The sequence below is a fragment of the Nocardiopsis mwathae genome, from assembly GCF_014201195.1.
Classification (GTDB): Bacteria; Actinomycetota; Actinomycetes; order Streptosporangiales; family Streptosporangiaceae; genus Nocardiopsis_C; species Nocardiopsis_C mwathae.
The window spans coordinates 3,090,584-3,106,725 of the sequence record NZ_JACHDS010000001.1; the positions used below are offsets into that span (position 1 = coordinate 3,090,584).

General features: G+C 72.2%; 13 protein-coding genes. 7 read left to right on the top strand and 6 right to left on the bottom strand.

Annotated elements, in window-relative coordinates; all coding sequences use genetic code 11:
* Positions 1 to 93: 93 nt before the first annotated feature.
* Genes HNR23_RS13375 through HNR23_RS13395 form a run of 5 tightly spaced genes read right to left on the bottom strand, consistent with a single transcriptional unit; the run spans position 94 to position 6,130 of the window.
* Positions 94 to 1,179, bottom strand: coding sequence for an oligopeptide/dipeptide ABC transporter ATP-binding protein (locus HNR23_RS13375; protein ID WP_184075903.1), 1,086 nt, complete (start codon positions 1,177 to 1,179; stop codon positions 94 to 96).
* Entirely contained in the window at positions 1,176 to 2,309 is a 1,134-nt protein-coding gene (locus HNR23_RS13380) for an ABC transporter ATP-binding protein (protein WP_394353773.1), read from the bottom strand. Before HNR23_RS13380 ends, HNR23_RS13375 begins: the two co-directional genes overlap by 4 nt.
* Positions 2,306 to 3,196: an ABC transporter permease gene (locus HNR23_RS13385; RefSeq protein WP_184075904.1), complete on the bottom strand. Its 891-nt coding sequence runs from the start codon at positions 3,194 to 3,196 to the stop codon at positions 2,306 to 2,308. Before HNR23_RS13385 ends, HNR23_RS13380 begins: the two co-directional genes overlap by 4 nt.
* Positions 3,193 to 4,257: an ABC transporter permease gene (locus HNR23_RS13390; RefSeq protein ID WP_184075905.1), complete on the bottom strand. Its 1,065-nt coding sequence runs from the start codon at positions 4,255 to 4,257 to the stop codon at positions 3,193 to 3,195. Before HNR23_RS13390 ends, HNR23_RS13385 begins: the two co-directional genes overlap by 4 nt.
* Before the next feature lie 4 nt (positions 4,258 to 4,261).
* A complete protein-coding gene (locus HNR23_RS13395; protein ID WP_184075906.1) occupies positions 4,262 to 6,130 on the bottom strand; it encodes an ABC transporter substrate-binding protein in 1,869 nt (622 codons plus the stop codon).
* A gap of 330 nt (positions 6,131 to 6,460) precedes the next feature.
* On the opposite strand from HNR23_RS13395, the gene HNR23_RS13400 reads away from it, so the two are divergent.
* From HNR23_RS13400 to HNR23_RS13430, 7 genes are all read left to right on the top strand, one after another.
* The gene (locus HNR23_RS13400; RefSeq protein WP_184075907.1) at positions 6,461 to 7,174 is read left to right on the top strand and encodes a metal-dependent hydrolase; all 714 of its coding nucleotides are present in this window, start codon (positions 6,461 to 6,463) and stop codon (positions 7,172 to 7,174) included.
* Positions 7,175 to 7,252: 78 nt separating this feature from the next.
* The gene (locus HNR23_RS13405; RefSeq protein WP_184075908.1) at positions 7,253 to 7,915 is read left to right on the top strand and encodes a class I SAM-dependent methyltransferase; all 663 of its coding nucleotides are present in this window, start codon (positions 7,253 to 7,255) and stop codon (positions 7,913 to 7,915) included.
* Between the two features lie 60 nt (positions 7,916 to 7,975).
* Positions 7,976 to 9,139, top strand: a complete 1,164-nt coding sequence (locus HNR23_RS13410) for an exonuclease SbcCD subunit D (RefSeq protein ID WP_184075909.1) — start codon at positions 7,976 to 7,978, stop codon at positions 9,137 to 9,139.
* Entirely contained in the window at positions 9,139 to 12,156 is a 3,018-nt protein-coding gene (locus tag HNR23_RS13415; protein WP_184075910.1) for an AAA family ATPase, read from the top strand. The genes HNR23_RS13410 and HNR23_RS13415 overlap by 1 nt, the downstream gene beginning before the upstream one ends.
* A gap of 139 nt (positions 12,157 to 12,295) precedes the next feature.
* Positions 12,296 to 12,907 (top strand): DUF4352 domain-containing protein, encoded by a 612-nt coding sequence (locus HNR23_RS13420; RefSeq protein ID WP_184075911.1) that lies wholly within the window; start codon positions 12,296 to 12,298, stop codon positions 12,905 to 12,907.
* A gap of 987 nt (positions 12,908 to 13,894) precedes the next feature.
* Entirely contained in the window at positions 13,895 to 14,530 is a 636-nt protein-coding gene (locus HNR23_RS13425; protein ID WP_343070551.1) for an AAA family ATPase, read from the top strand.
* A gap of 12 nt (positions 14,531 to 14,542) precedes the next feature.
* Complete coding sequence (locus tag HNR23_RS13430) at positions 14,543 to 14,962, top strand: hypothetical protein (protein ID WP_184075913.1); 420 nt, start codon at positions 14,543 to 14,545, stop codon at positions 14,960 to 14,962.
* Between the two features lie 132 nt (positions 14,963 to 15,094).
* Here the strand turns inward: HNR23_RS13430 and HNR23_RS13435 are convergent, their stop codons facing one another.
* On the bottom strand, positions 15,095 to 16,012 hold the full coding sequence (locus tag HNR23_RS13435; RefSeq protein WP_184075914.1) for a TIGR03621 family F420-dependent LLM class oxidoreductase: 918 nt from the start codon (positions 16,010 to 16,012) through the stop codon (positions 15,095 to 15,097).
* Between the last annotated feature and the right edge of the window lie 130 nt (positions 16,013 to 16,142).

A 16,142-nucleotide genomic window follows, 5' to 3' on the forward strand; every position in this document is an offset into this window, starting at 1 on the left:
GACGGAACGAACACGCCCCCTCACCGGATCCTGTCGTCGATCGCGGCGGAGGATCGGCGGTGTTCGGGGCAGCGCCCCGAGATCGACGGCAGGTCAGCGGGACGCGGGCTCGGCGCCTCGGCGTGCCCAGTGGCAGGCGACCCGGGTGGCGTCGGTGCCGTCGCCGCTGAGGACGCCGGGGTCCTCGGTGCGGCAGCGGTGCGCGACCCCGGCGCGTTCGGCCTCCCCCGAGGCGAGGATCTGGCAGCGGGCGTGGAAGCGGCAGCCGCCGGGGATCGCCGTGGGGTCCGGGGGCTCGCCGGTCAGCACGACCGGGTCGCCCGCGTCGGCCTCGGGCAGCACCGACAGCAGCGCCTGGGTGTAGGGGTGGCGGGGTGCGGACAGCACCTCCTCGACCGTGCCGACCTCGACCACCCGGCCCAGGTACATCACCGCGACCCGGTCGGCGATGTTCCAGGCCAGGCCGAGGTCGTGGGTGACCACCAGGGCGGTCAGGCCCAGATCGTCGCGGAGCCGCAGCAGCAGGCCGAGGATTTCGCCGCGCACCGAAGCGTCCAGGGAGGCCACCGGCTCGTCGGCCACGATGACTTCGGGATGCAGCACCAGTGCGCCCGCGATCACCACCCGCTGGCGCTGCCCGCCCGACAGCTCGTGCGGGTAGCGCAGGTAGAAGCGCTCGGGCGGGCGCAAGCCGGCGCGCGACAGCGCCTCGGCCACGCGCTCGCTCTCGTCGGCGGTGGCGCCCTCGTGGATCCGCAGCCCCTCGGCGACCGCTTCGTAGACGGTGTGCCGCGGGTTGAGCGAACCGCTGGGGTCCTGTAGGACCAGCTGGACGCGGCGGCGGTAGGCCTTGAGCGCGCGCATCGAGTACCCGAGACGGCGCCCCTCGAAGTCGACCCGCCCCGACGTGGGCTTCTCCAACCCGAGCAGGGTCCGGGCGAGCGTGGTCTTGCCGCAGCCCGACTCCCCGACCAGCGCGACGATCTCTCCGGCGTGCAGGGCGAGGTCCACTCCGTCGACGGCACGAGCGGTACGGCGGCCGCCGCGCCCCTTGAACACGACGTGCAGGTCGGTGCAGCTCAGCAGGGGCACCGCCGCGGGGGCGGCGGTGCCCTCGGCGGCGCCGCCCGCGGCCGGGTCGGGCCCCCCGGAGGGGGTGGTGTCCAGGCGTGCGGTCATCGCGTCTCCTCGGGCCGGGTGATGGGCGGCGCCCCGTTCGGGTCCCGGGCGACCTGCTCCGGAGGCATACCCGGCGACGCCGCGTCGGCCCCCGCCGGGACCCCGGCGGCCCGGGCGTCGTCATCGGACGGCACCCGCACACACGCGGCGGCGCGGTCGGGGCCGACGGGCCACAGCACGGGGTCCACCGCCGCGCACCGGTCCTGGACCACCGGGCAGCGCGGCCGGAACGCGCACCCCCCGGGCAGCGCCGCCGGGTCGGGCGGATCCCCGGCCAGACCGTGCGGGTTGCGCCGGGAGGAGGGGTCGCCGATCCTCGGGAACGCGGCGCTGAGTGCCGCGCCATAGGGGTGGCGGGCGTCGTCGAACACCTGCTGGGCGGGCCCCTCCTCGACGATCCGGCCAGCGTACATGACGGCGAGCCGGTCGCAGGTGTCGGCGAGCACCGACAGGTCGTGGCTGATCATCAGCATGCTGATGCCCGTATCGCCGACCAGGCTGTCGATCAGTCGCAGGATCTGCGCCTGGATCATCACGTCCAGCGCGGTCGTCGGCTCGTCGGCGATGATCAGCCGCGGCTCGCAGGCCAGCGCCATGGCGATCATGACGCGCTGGCGCTGCCCGCCCGACAGCTCGTGCGGGTAGGCCCGCGCCCGCGCCGGGGGCAGGCCGACCTGTTCGAGCAGCGCGCCGACGCGGCGCCGCACCGCGGCCGGGGTGGTCCTGGGCTCGTGCAGCAGGATCGGCTCGGCGATCTGGTCGCCCACGCGGTGCACGGCGTTGAGCGAGTGCATCGCCCCTTGGAACACGACGGACGCCCCGGCCCAGCGCACCGCGCGCAGCCGCCCCCACTTCATGCCGAGGACGTCCTCACCGTCGATCAGGATCTCCCCGCTGACGCGCGCCGACTTGGGCAGCAGCCGCAGCAGCGCCAGGGCGACGGTGGACTTGCCGCAGCCCGACTCCCCGGCCACCCCGAGCTTGCTGCCCGGTGCCAGGCCGAAGGACGCCCCGCGCACCGCGGGGATGTCGCCGCCGGCGGTGCGGTAGGTGACGTGCAAATCCTTCACCCGCAGGTAGTCGGTGCGCGGGGACGCTCCTGCGCGTGCTCGCTCGTCCACGTGCTTCACCGCCGTTCCCGGAGTCTGGGGTTGAACACGCCCTCCAGCGCCCGCCCGCACAGCGTGAAGGCCAGCGCGACCAGTGCGATGGCCACGCCGGGCGGGACGATGTACCACCACATGCCGGAGCTGATGGCGCCCGCGGTCCGCGCCTCCTGCAGGATGCCGCCCCAGGAGATGATGCCGGGGTCGCCCAGCCCGAGGAACGCGAGCGTGGACTCCATGATGATGGAGCTCGACACCAGCAGGGTGGTCTGGGCCAGCACCACCGGCATGACGTTGGGCAGCACGTGCCGGACCATGATGTGGGCGTGCCCGCCGCCCAGCGCCCGCGCGCGCTCGATGTAGGGGCGCGCCTCCACGGCCAGCGTCTGTGCGCGCACCAGCCGCGCCGGTGTGGGCCAGGCGGTGACGCCGATCGCGATGATGATGGTCAGCGTGCTGCGCTCCATGACCGCGGCCAGCGCGACGGCCATCACCAGCGTGGGCAGCACCAGGAACCAGTCGGTGATGCGCATCAGCACGTTGGCCGACCAGCCGCCGAAGTGTCCGGCGATGATCCCGATGAGGGTGCCCAGCGAGACGGAGACGAACGTGGCCAGGAAGCCGACCATGAGCGAGATCCGCGCGCCCCACACCACCAGGTCCAGCACGGAGCGGCCGAACGCGTCGGTACCCAGCGGGTAGCGGAGGCTGGGCGGCTCGAAGCGGTCGCCGGGCGCCCCGGTGGCGGTGATGTGCGCGGGGTCGATGATCAGCGGGGCGGCCAGTGCGAGCAGCCCGAACGCCAGCAGCCCGGCCAGCCCGAACATTCCGGCGCGGTTGCGCGCGTACTCGCGGCGGAACTCGCGGAACGCGCGGCGGCGCCGCTCCCAGACCAGCGCCCGGCGGCTCATGGCCGCACCCGGGGGTCGAGCAGCGGGTACACGAGGTCGGCCAGGAGGTTCATGATGATCACCGAACCGGCGAAGACGACGAACAGGGCCTGCACGATCGGCAGGTCGGGCACCCTGAGCCCGGAGTAGAACAGCGACCCCAGGCCGGGCCAGGCGAACACGGTCTCCACGAGGATCACGCCGCTCAGCACCCGGCCGAGTTCCAGGAAGATGAGGGTGACGGTGGGCAGCAGCGCGTTGGGCACGGCGTGGCGGCGCAGCACCAGGGCGTCGCGCAGCCCCTTGGCGCGTGCCGTGGTGAGGTAGTCCGAGCCCATCTCGTCCAGCAGCGAGGAGCGCATGACCATCATGTACTGGGCGTAGATGACGGCGACCATGGTGGTCACCGGCAGCACCATGTGGTGGGCCACGTCCAGGGCGACGTTGAACGTCCCGGTGACGCCGGGGCTCATCATTCCGCTGGTGGGGAACAACCCGGCGCCCGAGGACAGTGCGACGATCAAGAGCAGGCCGAGCCAGAACGACGGAACCGACCAGAGTGTCAGCGCCACCCCGGTGTTGACGCGGTCCATCACCGAGCCGCGCCGCCACGCCGAGCCGGTGCCCAGGGTCAGCCCGATGACCGCGGCGATCAGGGTGCCGGTCCCGGCCAGGAGCAGGGTGGGGCCGAGCCGGTCGAGGAGGAGCTCGGTGACGGGCGCCCGGTACTGGTAGGAGATACCGAAGTCGAACCGGAGCATGCCCAGGCAGTAGTCGACGAACTGCTGCCACAGCGGCTGGTCCAGGCCGAATTCGCGGCGCATCGCCTCCATCTGCTCGACGGTGACGGCCCGGTCCTGGGTGAGCGCCCGCACCGGGTCGCCGGGCAGGATGCGGAACAGGAAGAAGCTGGTGACGACCACCGCGAACAGCGATACCGCAGCGGTGAGCAGACGCCCGGCGACGTAGCGCAGCACCCGCGCGGCCCGGTGCCGGCGCTCGCCGCCCGGCGCGGCCGGCGGTCCCGCCGGGGGGATCCCGGCGGGACCACGGGCGGGCGGAGTACTGGGAGTCTCCGTCACCGCGTCACTCGCGTTCCTCGGCAGTGGCCGACCGGCGCCAGAGGTAGAAGCCGCCGGCGGCCAGCGCGAGCACGGCCGCGGCGCCGATCCCGGCGATCACGCCGGGGGAGAGCCCCGCGGCGGCGCCGCCCGCCGCGGCCGGGGTGGCCATCGAGAACGACCAGTGCCCGTCCTGGCCGTAGAGGTTGCCGCCGGGGTCGGGCTGGACCTGCATCGTGCCGATGACGTCGGAGCGGTACGCCTCCAGCATGTTGGAGTAGGTCAGCGTGACGACGACGGCCTCGTCGTACAGGATCTCCTGCATGTCGCGGATGTAGTCGGCTCGCTTCTCCGGGTCGCCGTCCTCGGCGAGCTGCTTGGCGTACAGCTCGTCGTAGTCCTCGTTGCAGAAGTAGGCGTCGCCGCGCATGGAGCCGGGCTCCCGGGGCAGCGCGTCGCAGGTGTGGATGCTCAGCACGTAGTCGGGGTCGGGGTTGACGCTCCACCCGGTGAAGATCAGGTCGTAGGTGCCGTCGTGCAGGGCGTCGCTGAGCACGCCGGGGTCGACGGTCCGGTTGTCGACCTCGATGCCGATGTCGGCGAGCCACTCTTCCATGAGCCGCCCGATGCTCACGTAGTCGGGCCGGTCGTTGTGGACGTGCATGCGCAGCTTGAGCCGGTCGCCGTCGGGTGAGACGCGCACCCCGTCGTCGCCCATCTCGTAGCCTGCGTCGTCCAACATCTCGTTGGCGGCGTCGGCGTCGAAGTCGAGCCGCGCGTCGCCCTCAGGGCTCCAGGAGTACATGGGGTAGCGGGCCGGGATGTAGCCTTCGGCGGGCTCGGCGTAGCCGCCGTAGACCTTGTGGACGATCTCGTCCTTGTCGATGGCGCGCAGGATGGCCTGGCGCAGCGTCTTGTCCTGGAGTGCCGGGTGGCCGTCGCCGAACTCCTCACCGTCCAGGGTCCGGGCGCCCGGGTTGATGGTGAACGCCTGGAACCGCTTTCCGGTGGCGTTGTTGACGGTGATGTGCTCCTCGCCCTCCAGCGCGTCGGCCTGGGCCGGTGTAAGCCCGGCGATGAGGGACACCTCGCCGGAGCGCAGCGCCTCGACCTCGGCGTCCTTCTCCGGAATGTAGCGGAAGACGACGCGGTCGAACTCGGGGGCGCCGCGCCAGTAGTCCTTGTTGGCCTCCAGGGTGACCGACTGGTTGGGCTGGTAGCCGGTGATGACGAACGGCCCGCTGCTGACAATCGGGAACTCGTCGTCGTTGTTGAAGGCGGCGAAGTCGTCGACCTGCTCCCAGATGTGCTTGGGGACGATCGGGACCTGGAGGGAGAGCATCGTCGCCTGCCGCTCGGAGAGCTCGATCTCCAGGGTCGTCGGGTCGGGCGCGGTGGCGCTCTCGAAGTTGGCGACGTAGCTGCCGTTGGCCTGGCCCGCCGCGTCGTCCTCCATGATCGTGGTGTAGGTCCAGGCGATGTCTTCGGCCGTGAGGGGTTCGCCGTCGCTCCACGTGACGTCGTCGCGGATCTGGTAGGTCCAGGTGAGGCCGTCCTCGGAGGTCTCCCAGGATTCGGCGAGCGCGGGGATGGTCTCGTTGGTCTGGGGGTCGTAGTTGGTCAGGTAGTCGTAGTTGAGCCGGTGGATGCTGGTGGTGATGAGCCGCTGCGCCAGGAAGGGGCTCATCGAGTCGACCGGCTGGGACGCGGCGACGGTGATGGTGTTCTCGCCGCCGTCGGTGTCCGCACCGTCGGCCATCGCGGCGGCGTCGGCCGTCGCGGCCGGTAGCGCGGCGATGGCGAGCGCACCCGCGGCGGCCAGCGGCGCCGTCCACCGGGCAGGGGCCGTTCGTGCGCGAGATCCTGGTCTAGGGTGGTGCTGCCGAGCGACCATGTTGCGTGCCTACCCCTACTGTGCGGACGTGAGGTACGTGATGATCTCACCGTCGGGATGTTGGTTGTCTACCAGCGTGTACAGAAAAGCGTCAACGAGCTACTCCGGCGCGGTCACACAACCTTCACAATCGCGAGAGCCGCCGTGGCCACGGGGACGATCGTGACGACCGTGGGTGTAGTTCCGGGGGAACGGCATCTCACCGGACGGTTTTCTCCCGCTTCCTCCCGATCCCTCTGACGCCGGTGCGGCGCGTCGGCGTTCGGTGGAGCCCCGCTCCGAGCCCGGGGTGATTCGCCAGAGAACCGCTCTGTCGCTAGGGTTCCCGCCATGATGGGGCACTCTCACGCGCTGAGCGGCGTGGTCGGCTGGATGGCGATCGTTCCCGTCGTCCAGGGAATGGAGTTCTACGGCATCCGCTTCGACCTGGGCCCCGGGGAGATCATCGCGGGCTCGCTGGTGTGCGCGGGCGCGGCGCTCCTCCCCGACCTCGACCACAAGAGCGCCACCATCACCAAGACCTACGGCTTCTTCACCGAGACCCTGGGGGCGTTGTTCAACTGGGCGTTCGGCGGACACCGCAACGGCACCCACTCGCTGTTCTTCGCCCTGTTCATGGGGGCGCTGGCGCAGAGCCTCGCGCTGTGGTCGGAGATGGCCGTGCAGATCTTCGTCTTCCTGCTCGTCGGGATCGCGCTGCAGGGGCTGGGCTTCGGCATGGACAAGAACCGGGTGGCCGCGGGGATCATCAACGCGCTGGGCACGGCCGGTATCACGCTGGCCCTCTTCACCGCCGGCACCGACTACTCGTGGATGGGCGTCGCGGTGGCGTTCGGCTGCCTGATCCACTACCTCGGCGACATACTGACCCACATGGGCGTGCCGCTGATGTGGCCGATCAGCAAGTACCGCGTCGGCCAGGACATCGGCTTCAAGACCGACGGGCCCGTCGAGCGCAAGATCGTCACCCCGATGCTCACGATGGCGATCATCCTCTACTCCTTCTACCTGTTCGACTGGCCGGAACTCCTGCCCCAGACGTGACCGCGGATGGCCCGGGGGCTAGGGTGATCGGCGACGAGCGCAGTTCGCCCTGAACCGACGGAGACATCGGGGGTTCACGTGACACGAGCGACCGAGGCCCTCACCCCGGAGCTGTACGAGTACCTGGTGGCGCACGGCGCGCCGGTCGACGAGGTACTCACCGACCTCGTCGAGGAGACCGCCCGCCTGTTCCCGGACAGCGCCATCATGCAGATCGGGCCCGAGCAGGGCACCTTCATGACCCTGCTCACCCGGCTCATGGGTGCCCGCGACGCGGTGGAGGTCGGCACCTTCACCGGATACTCCTCCATCTGCATCGCGCGCGGTCTGCCCGCCGACGGCACCCTGCTGGCCTGCGACGTCAGCGACGAGTGGACCTCGGTGGCGCGGCGCTACTGGGAGCGCGCCGGCGTCGCCCCGAAGGTGACGCTGAAGCTGGCCCCCGCCCTGGAGACGCTGCGCACGCTGCCCGCCGAGACCCGGTTCGACCTGGCCTTCATCGACGCCGACAAGGAAGGCTACGTCGGCTACTGGGACGAGCTCGTGCCGCGTATCCGGCCGGGCGGGGCGCTGCTGGTCGACAACACGCTCTCCCACGGCCGCGTCATCGACCCGGCCGTCACCGACTCCCCCGTCCAGGGCATCCGCGACTTCAACGACCACGCCCTGGCCGACACGCGGGTGGAGCCGGTGCTGCTGCCCATCGGCGACGGCCTCACCCTGGCCAGGAAGAAGGCCTGACGCCCGCGGTTCCCCCGCTCTCCTGCGGCCGCACCGGCACCTTCGGTAGTCTCGCGGACCATGCGGCTCTTGCATACCTCGGACTGGCACCTGGGCCGGTCCTTCCACCGGGAGAACCTGATCGACGCGCAGGCGGCGTTCATCGACCACCTCGTCGAGGTGGTCCGCACCGAACGCATCGACGTCGTCATGGTCGCCGGTGACCTCTACGACCGCGCGCTGCCCTCGGTCGACGCGGTGCGGCTGTTCGGGGAGGCCCTGGGCCGCATCCGCGACACCGGGGCGCGCGCCGTGCTGATCAGCGGCAACCACGACTCGATGACGCGCCTCGACTACGCCACCGACCTCATCGACGCCTCCGGTATCCACCTGCGCAGCTCGATGGAGGGCATCGGCCGCCCCGTGCTCATCGACGACGCGCACAGCGGCGCGCACGGCCCGGTCGCCTTCTACGGCATCCCCTACCTGGAGCCCGAGATCGCCCGCCACCACTGGCGACTGGACGGGCGCGGGCACCCGGCCGCCATCGGCCGCGCCATGGAGCTGGTCCGCACCGACCTCGCCGCCCGCCCCGCGGGCACCCGCTCGGTGGTGCTGTCGCACGCGTTCGTCACCGGCGCCGACCCCTCCGACAGCGAGCGCGACATCTCGGTGGGCGGCGCCGCACACGTGCCCGCCTCCATCTACGACGGCGTCGACTACGTGGCCCTGGGCCACCTGCACCGGGCACAGGAGATCACCGGAACCGTGCGCTACTCCGGCTCCCCCCTCGCCTACTCCTTCTCCGAGGAGCACCACGTCAAAGGCTGCTGGATCGTGGAGCTCGGCCCCTCCGGCCCGGTCTCCCACGACTTTGCAGAGGCGCCCGTGCCGCGCCCGATCGCGCGCATCAGCGGCCGGATCGACGACCTGCTCACCGCCGACCGGTGGGAGCGCTACACCGGCCACTGGCTCCAGGTCACGCTGACCGACCCGCTCCGCCCCGCCTTCCCCATGGACCGGCTGCGCGAGCGCTTCCCCCACACCCTGCAACTGGAGTTCGCGCCCGAGGGCGGACGCCCGGAGGACGACCGCACCTGGGCGCGGCGCGTCGCCGACCGGTCCGAGCCCGAACTGGTACTGGACTTCGTCGACTGGGCACGCGGCGCGCCCGCCGACGACGAGGAGCGGGCGCTCGTCGAGCGGGCCTTCGAGGAGATCCGCGCCGGAGAGGCGGCGGACTGATGCGCCTGCACTCCCTCACCGTCCAGGCGTTCGGCCCGTTCGCGGGAACCGAGAGCGTCGACTTCGACCGACTCGGCGACGGCGGCCTCTTCCTCATCCACGGCCCCACCGGTGCCGGGAAGACCTCCGTCCTGGACGCCGTGACCTTCGCGCTGTACGGGCGGGTGCCGGGCGCCCGCGAGGCGGCGCGCTCGCTGCGCAGCAACCACGCCCCGCCCGGGATCAAACCCGAGGTCACCCTGGAGGCGACCATCCGCGGGCGGCGCCTGCACATCACCCGTTCCCCCTCCTGGATGCGCCCGAAGAAGCGCGGCACCGGTGTGACCGAGGAGAAGGCCAAGGTCACCGTGGTCGAACTCGCCGACGGCGAACCCAGGCCGCTGACCAACCGGCCCGACGAGGCCGGGCAGATCATCACCGACATCCTCGGCCTCACCCTGGACCAGTTCTGCCAGATGGTGCTGCTGCCCCAGGGCGAGTTCGCCCGATTCCTGCGCGCCGAGGCCAAGGAACGCAAGGCCTCACTGGAACGCCTCTTCAACACGGGCGTCTTCACCCAGGTGGAGGACTGGCTGGTCGACCACGCGCGCGAACTCGGTCGGGCGGCCGGAGGCGCGGAGTCGGCGGTGAGCCGCACCGCCGACCTCATCGCCGAGGTCGGCCGCGCCCCGCGACCCGACGCGGGCCCCTCGACCGACGGCGGCACCGACCTTGAGGCACTCGTCCCCTGGGCGGCCGAGCTCACCCTGGTCACCGCCGCGACCGCCGAGGACGCCGGGCGGGTGGCCGCCGCGGTCGCGGCCGACCGCGGCCGCGCGCGCACCGCCCTGCAGGAGGCGCGCGACCTGATCGAGCGTCGGCAGCGCCACGAGGACGCCCTGCGCTCTGAGACCGCCCTCGCCGGGCGTGCCGACGAGCGCCGGAACCTCGAAGCGGAACTGTCCGCCGCCGAGCGGGCCGCGGCGGTCGTGCCGGTGCTGCGCACCGAGGAGTACCGGCGCACCGAGCTCGGCAAGGCGGACCTGGCGGCCGCCGAGCGCCTGGCGCTGGTCGGCGACCTCCGTGCCGAGGACCCAGACGCGGCCGCGCCCGCCGAGCCCACCATCGCCTCCCTCCAGGCCGCCGAGCGCGCCCGCCGCGACGAGGTCGCCCGGCTGGAGCACCTGCGCGGCGACGCCGACCGCCGCGCCTGCCTGGAACGTGAGATCGAGGCGCTGGACAGGCGCGTCGCCGCCGCCCGGCGCGAACTCGACCAGTGCCGCGCGCGTGCCGGCGAACTCCCCGGCCAGCGGGCCGCGCTGGCCGCGGAACTGGCCCAGGCGCGGGAGCGGACGGGGTCGCGCGAGGCCGCCGCCGAAGCGCTCGACCTGGCCCGCCAGCGGCTGGAGGCGGCGCGGAACTGCGTCCGGCTCCGCGCCGAGCTGGGGGCGGCCGAACAGCGGCGCATCGACGCCGTCGACGCCGCGCAGGCCGCGCAGGAGGCGCTGCTCGACATCCGCCGCCTCCGGATCGAAGGCATGGCCGCCGAGCTCGCCGGACGGCTGGGGACCGGTCGGCCCTGCCCGGTGTGCGGGTCGCGGGAGCACCCGGAACCCGCCGTCGGCGACGCCGCGCGCCCCACCCCCGAGGACGAGGAGCAGGCACAGCGGTCCGCCGAGGCCGCCCGCGAACGGCGCGCCCGGGCGGAGAACGCGGTCACCTCCCTGACCGAGCGGCGCTCGGCCGCAGAGGCCGGTGCGGCCGGGCTGACCGAGGAGGAGGCCGCCGATCTGGTGGCGGACCGGCAGCGCGCCCTGAACGAGGTCGACGCCGCGGCCACCCAGGCGGCCCGGATGGCGGCGCGTCTCGACGAGCTCGACGCGGCCCTGGACGAGGCGCGCGACCGCGACAGCGAACTCTCCCGCGAACTGGCCGAGCTCGCCGAGCGGCGCACGGCCCGCTCCGAGGAGGCGGCACGGCTCACCGACCGGCTCACGGCGGCGGTGGGCGCCGACGCCGACCTGGCCGGCCGGATGTCGCGCCTCAGCGGCGAAGCCGAGCTGCTGGGGGCGGCCGCCGAGGCGCTGCGGCAGCGGTCCACCGCGCGCGAGGAGCTGCGCGGCGCCGAGAGGGAGTCGGCCCGCGGGCTGGCCGAGGCCCGCTTCGCCACCGCCGAGGAGGCGTGGGCGGCCGACCGCGGCGCCGACGCCCGCCGCACGCTGCGCGAACGCGCCCGGGCCTACGACGACGAGCTCGCCACCGTCCGCGCGGCCCTGGCCGACCCGGAACTGGCCCGGGCGGCCGCGGCGCCGCCACCGGACCTGGACGGCCTCCGATCCGCACTCGACGCCGCCGAAGACGCCGCGGAACACGCCCTGACCTGGCATGACCACCTCGCGCGGCGCGCCGCACGCCTGAGTGACCTGCGCACCGAGCTGGACCGCGGCCTATCCGGCTCCCGCCCGGCCCGGCACCGGCACGCGGTCGCCGAGGGGCTGGCCCGGCTGGCCGCCGGGACGTCCCAGGACAACCGGGAGAGCGTGCGGCTGTCGGCCTACGTGCTGGCGGCGCGGCTGGAGCGGGTGGTGGCCGCGGCCAACGACCGGTTGGCCACCATGTCGGGCGGCCGCTACGAACTCCGCCACACCGTCGACAAGTCCGCGGCCGACGGCCGCAAGCGCAACACCGGCGGCCTCGGCCTGCGCGTCCTCGACGCCTGGACCGGACAGGAACGCGACCCGGCGACCCTCTCCGGCGGCGAGACCTTCATCGCCTCCCTGGCGCTGGCCCTGGGCCTGGGCGACGTGGCGGCACAGGAGGCGGGCGGCGCCGACATCGACACCCTCTTCGTCGACGAGGGCTTCGGCAGCCTCGACGAGGACACCCTGGAAGAGGTCATGGAAGTCCTCGACTCGCTCCGCGACGGCGGCCGCGCCGTCGGCGTCGTCAGCCACGTCGCCGACCTGCGCGCCCGAATCACCACCCGCCTCAGGGTCGTCAAGTCCGCCACCGGCTCACACGTGGAACAGACGGGCTAAAGCACTCTTCGGCCCGACTGGTACGCGCTGGTCGAGGCCAGGGTCCCCGAGATGACCTCCGTAAGCCTCATGCGGCTCACCCCTCACACTGGGAACGATGGTGTTAACACGTGTGAGCCGACACCAAGGGAGGCTCGCCATGAAGAACACGTGGATCGTTGTCGCCATCGTCGCGGTCTTGTGCCTCGGCGTCGGGTTCGCCGCGGGCTGGTACTCCTTTCACTTCTACCTCGCCAAGAGTCTCCAGTCCGCCATCGAGGAGATCGACCCGGGAATGACCGATAAGGACTTCCTCCCCGACGACACCCACCCAGAGTCGGAGCCGAAACCCGAACCACGGCCGGAGGGCCCACCGAAGCCGGATTCGTCATCGGACGGCGTGTTCGACTACACCGTGACCGATGCCAAGCGCAGCGGCTCCTACAAGGACGATCCCTTCGGCACCAGCTACCATGCGACAGGCGAGTTCGTCATCCTGTCCGTCTCGGCGGACAACGTCAGCAACGCTCCCTCATCCCCCGCGGTCCGCACGGGCGAAGTCACCGGGTATGACGCGGACGGCAGGTCCTACACACCGTTCACGGAGCACTTCCCGTACATCGACGAGGTGAATCCCGGGATCAGCACGACATACCCGGTGGTGTTCGACGTCCCGAAGGGCACGGACATCGTGGTGCTCGAACTGTCGGCATACCAGGCACCGAGTATCGCGATCATCGACGCGAAGGCGAACGATCGAGTAAGTGGATGAGGCGTCTCACGGATTGGAGAAGCGACCCACGCGCCACCCTTTCCTACCCGATCCCGACTCGACACCTCGATGCGCGTCCCGACCTCGATGCCGCCGCCGGAATTCGAACCGTTCTCCCGAGATCATCGGAGGTAGGGGGTGGGAAAGCGCTGTCCGGTGGGTTTTCGGGTCCGGTGGGCGGTTGGGGGCGGGTGGACCGGTGGCTTCGGACCGGCCGGAAGTCCGGGGTTCCGCTTCGCGTGCAGCGGTTTCCGTGATCCGAGAACCCAGGGGCCTCCCCGAAGATGATCATGGTCTCGCATCTCATGGCGCCCGGTTCGCCCGATTTTTTCCCAGGGTCATCGAGGAAGACCCTTCGGGCCCACCCAGATCCCCAGATCCGGCCGCCCCTCACCCGCACACACCCGGCCATCGCCCAAGGAGAGCGCTCTCCCGCCCCCTCCTCCGTTGATCTCGGAGATATTGGGGTGAAAACCGCGCGCGAGGCCCCAATATCTCCGAGATCAACGAAGGTCAGGGCATCGGACCGCGTGGGGCGGGGGCGGCCGGGGGACACGTGGGGCGCCCTGCCCCTCCCCCTCGTCGCTGCCTCCCGGTACGGGGCGGGGGCCGAACTGCGGCGCCGGCTCCCGCCGTCGGCCCGGCCACGCGCCCACCCGCACGGCGACCGACCACCCCGATCCCCTACCTCCCTCGTCGCCGCTGCTCGTCTCCACAGGACACCCCGCACGAGATCGCGGACAGGGCTGCCCAGCGGACCTATGCCCGGCCCCTCGCGCGCCCGTGGTCGACAGGGCAGAGCCGCGGGCCGCTTCGGGCCTCGAAGAACCGCCCCGATGCGGACCGAGTGCACTGCTCGTTCTCACCCGCGTCTCGCCCGGCCTTTACGGCATTCCTATCCCCGCTGTGCACAACTTGCGCATGGCCATCATCGCTGTTCCGCCAGGTCCGCAAAGTCCGCCAGGTCCGCAAGGCGCGGCTCCCGGGGTGTCCACCGTGTGGCGGGGCGTTCCCCGTGTCGGGCCGCTTCGCTATCCGGAGCGTTCGCTGATCGTGCTGGGCGGCGTGCCCGGCGCGGGGAAGAGCACGTTGCTCCGCCGGCTCTATGGGCTGGAGGGCACCGAGACCCGCACGTCGGTCACACACGACGGCGTGCGGATCGTCGATTCGCAAGCGTCGCGCAACCGCCTCACTCCGTGGCTGCGACGGGTTCCCTATCCCGCGTGGCGGTGGGCGGTGCACCTGCTGCACGTCGCCCGCGTTCTCCTCGCTCTGCGCATGGGCGGTCCGGTCATCGTGCACGAGACGGCCACCCGAGGTCCGGTCCGGTGGCTGCTGGGGTGGTACTGCCGGCTGGTCGGCGTGGGCGTGCACCTGGTGCTCATCGACGTCTCACCCGATGAGGCGCTGAGCGGGCAGGAGGCGCGGCGGCGGCGGGTCAGTGCGCGCAGCAACCGGGCGCACACGCGGCGCTGGCGGCGGTTGCTCGCGGCGTGTGCGCGCGGGCCGGGGGCGGCGGTGCCCGGAGCGGTGTCGCTGGTGCTGGTGGACCGCGAGGGTGTGGCGCGGCTCAGCGGGATCGAGTTCACTGCGGCGCTGGTCGGGACCCCCCGCCGGGAGTGACAGAATGTCGGAGTGAATTCGCTGGTCAACATCGCTGTGTTCGGAGTCGTCGGGGCCGTCATGATGGCGGCTCTCATCGGGTTGCTGCTGGTCATCGGCGGTCGGGGCAAAGGGCGCGGGCCGCAGGCCGTGTTCGGGACGGTGTCGGTGGTCCTGCTCATCGCCGTTCCGGCTCTCGCGGCGGCGAATCTTCTGGGGACCGTTCCCGAAGCCGGCTTCGGCCAGGCGTTCCTCGTCGCGTTCGGGGTCGCGCTGGTCATCGGCGCCGTCAATATCGCCCTCTTGCCGGTGGTCGCGCGCCGCGCCGCCGCCGCGCAGGGCGAGGAGCTGGCCCCGGGCCTGCGCCTCTCCCCCGCACTGGCCGGCGGCGGGCTGCTGGTCTGCGCCGTGCTCGGGCTGATCGGGGCCGGGATCGGTACGCTGTTCGGCTGAACGGCTGAACGGCTGAACGGCTGAACGGCGGGACGGCGGGACGGCGGGACGGCTGAACGGCGGGACGCCGCGGCCGGACAGGCGGGCCGGGCGATCAGGTCGGCAGGCAGGCGTCGGGCGCTTCGCCGCAGGTCAGGTGGGTGCGGTCTCGCCGGTGAGTTCCCGGACGATCGGGATGACCTGCGCGAGGGTGTCGCGGTGGGGACCGTGGGTCGCGATGTAGCTGAAGCCGAACCGCTCGCGGTTGGCGATGAGCTCGCGGGCGATCTCCTCGACGGTTCCGACGAGCGCGTAGGGGCTGTCCAGGATCTCCGCGGCGGTCCGGGCACCGGGCGTGTCCAAGGTTCGGGCCAGTTCGTCGGCGGTCCGTTCGGCGTCGTCGGTGATGTGTACCGCCTGGACCAGCACGTTGGATTCGATGTCGTCCGCCCGAGGACCGGCCTGTTCGGCGACGAACTCGACGCGCCGCAGCGTCTCCTCGGTGTCGGCCACCCGGAACGTTCCCATCTTCCTGCCCGGAATCTGGGTGAGGCCGCCGTATCCGACGATGTCGGCGTGGCGGGCCGCCACGGCGAGGGTGCGCTCGCCGTGCGCCCCGATCAGCAGGGGCGGGCGGGGTGCCTGCAGGGGCCGCGGGCGCTCTCCCCCATCGGCGGAGAAGAGCCGGTCGAGCTCCTCCACGCTCCGTTCGAGCCGCGCGACGCGCTCGGCGTGCGGGCGCCATTCCATGCCCGCGGTGTCGAACTCCCACTTCATGTGGCCGCACCCCAGCCCGAGCTCCAGGCGCCCGCCGGAGAGGAGGTCCACGGTGGCGGCCTCGCGGGCGAGCATGTGGGGGTTCCAGAACTCGCTGTTGATGACGAGGGTGCCGACCCGCAGGCGTGTGGTGACCGCGGCGGCGGTCGCCAGCATGGCGAACGGGGCGGCGGAATAGAGGTGGTCGGGCGCGAGGACCGTGTCGAAGCCGAGGTCCTCGCTGGAACGGCAGAAGGCCGCCCAGTCCTCCACCTTCAACCGGCCGAAGTTCACACCGAAGCGAAAATTCCTCATGGGCCGCAGCCAACCGGAGTCCGCGGCTCATGACCAGTCGGTTTCGCCCTGAGCATGCGGATTCTGCTGCGGGCAGACGGGAACACGCGCGGTGCCGCGGGTCGGGCACGCGCGTCGGCCCGTCCCGGGC

Excerpts from the sequence above, each read along its gene's own strand:
- HNR23_RS13385 (WP_184075904.1), bottom strand. The coding sequence starts at position 3,196 with ATGAGCCGCCGGGCGCTGGTCTGGGAGCGGCGCCGCCGCGCGTTCCGC.
- HNR23_RS13375 (WP_184075903.1), bottom strand. The coding sequence starts at position 1,179 with ATGACCGCACGCCTGGACACCACCCCCTCCGGGGGGCCCGACCCGGCC.
- HNR23_RS13435 (WP_184075914.1), bottom strand. The coding sequence starts at position 16,012 with ATGAGGAATTTTCGCTTCGGTGTGAACTTCGGCCGGTTGAAGGTGGAG.
- HNR23_RS13395 (WP_184075906.1), bottom strand. The coding sequence starts at position 6,130 with ATGGTCGCTCGGCAGCACCACCCTAGACCAGGATCTCGCGCACGAACG.
- HNR23_RS13420 (WP_184075911.1), top strand. The coding sequence starts at position 12,296 with ATGAAGAACACGTGGATCGTTGTCGCCATCGTCGCGGTCTTGTGCCTC.
- HNR23_RS13400 (WP_184075907.1), top strand. The coding sequence starts at position 6,461 with ATGATGGGGCACTCTCACGCGCTGAGCGGCGTGGTCGGCTGGATGGCG.
- HNR23_RS13410 (WP_184075909.1), top strand. The coding sequence starts at position 7,976 with ATGCGGCTCTTGCATACCTCGGACTGGCACCTGGGCCGGTCCTTCCAC.
- HNR23_RS13415 (WP_184075910.1), top strand. The coding sequence starts at position 9,139 with ATGCGCCTGCACTCCCTCACCGTCCAGGCGTTCGGCCCGTTCGCGGGA.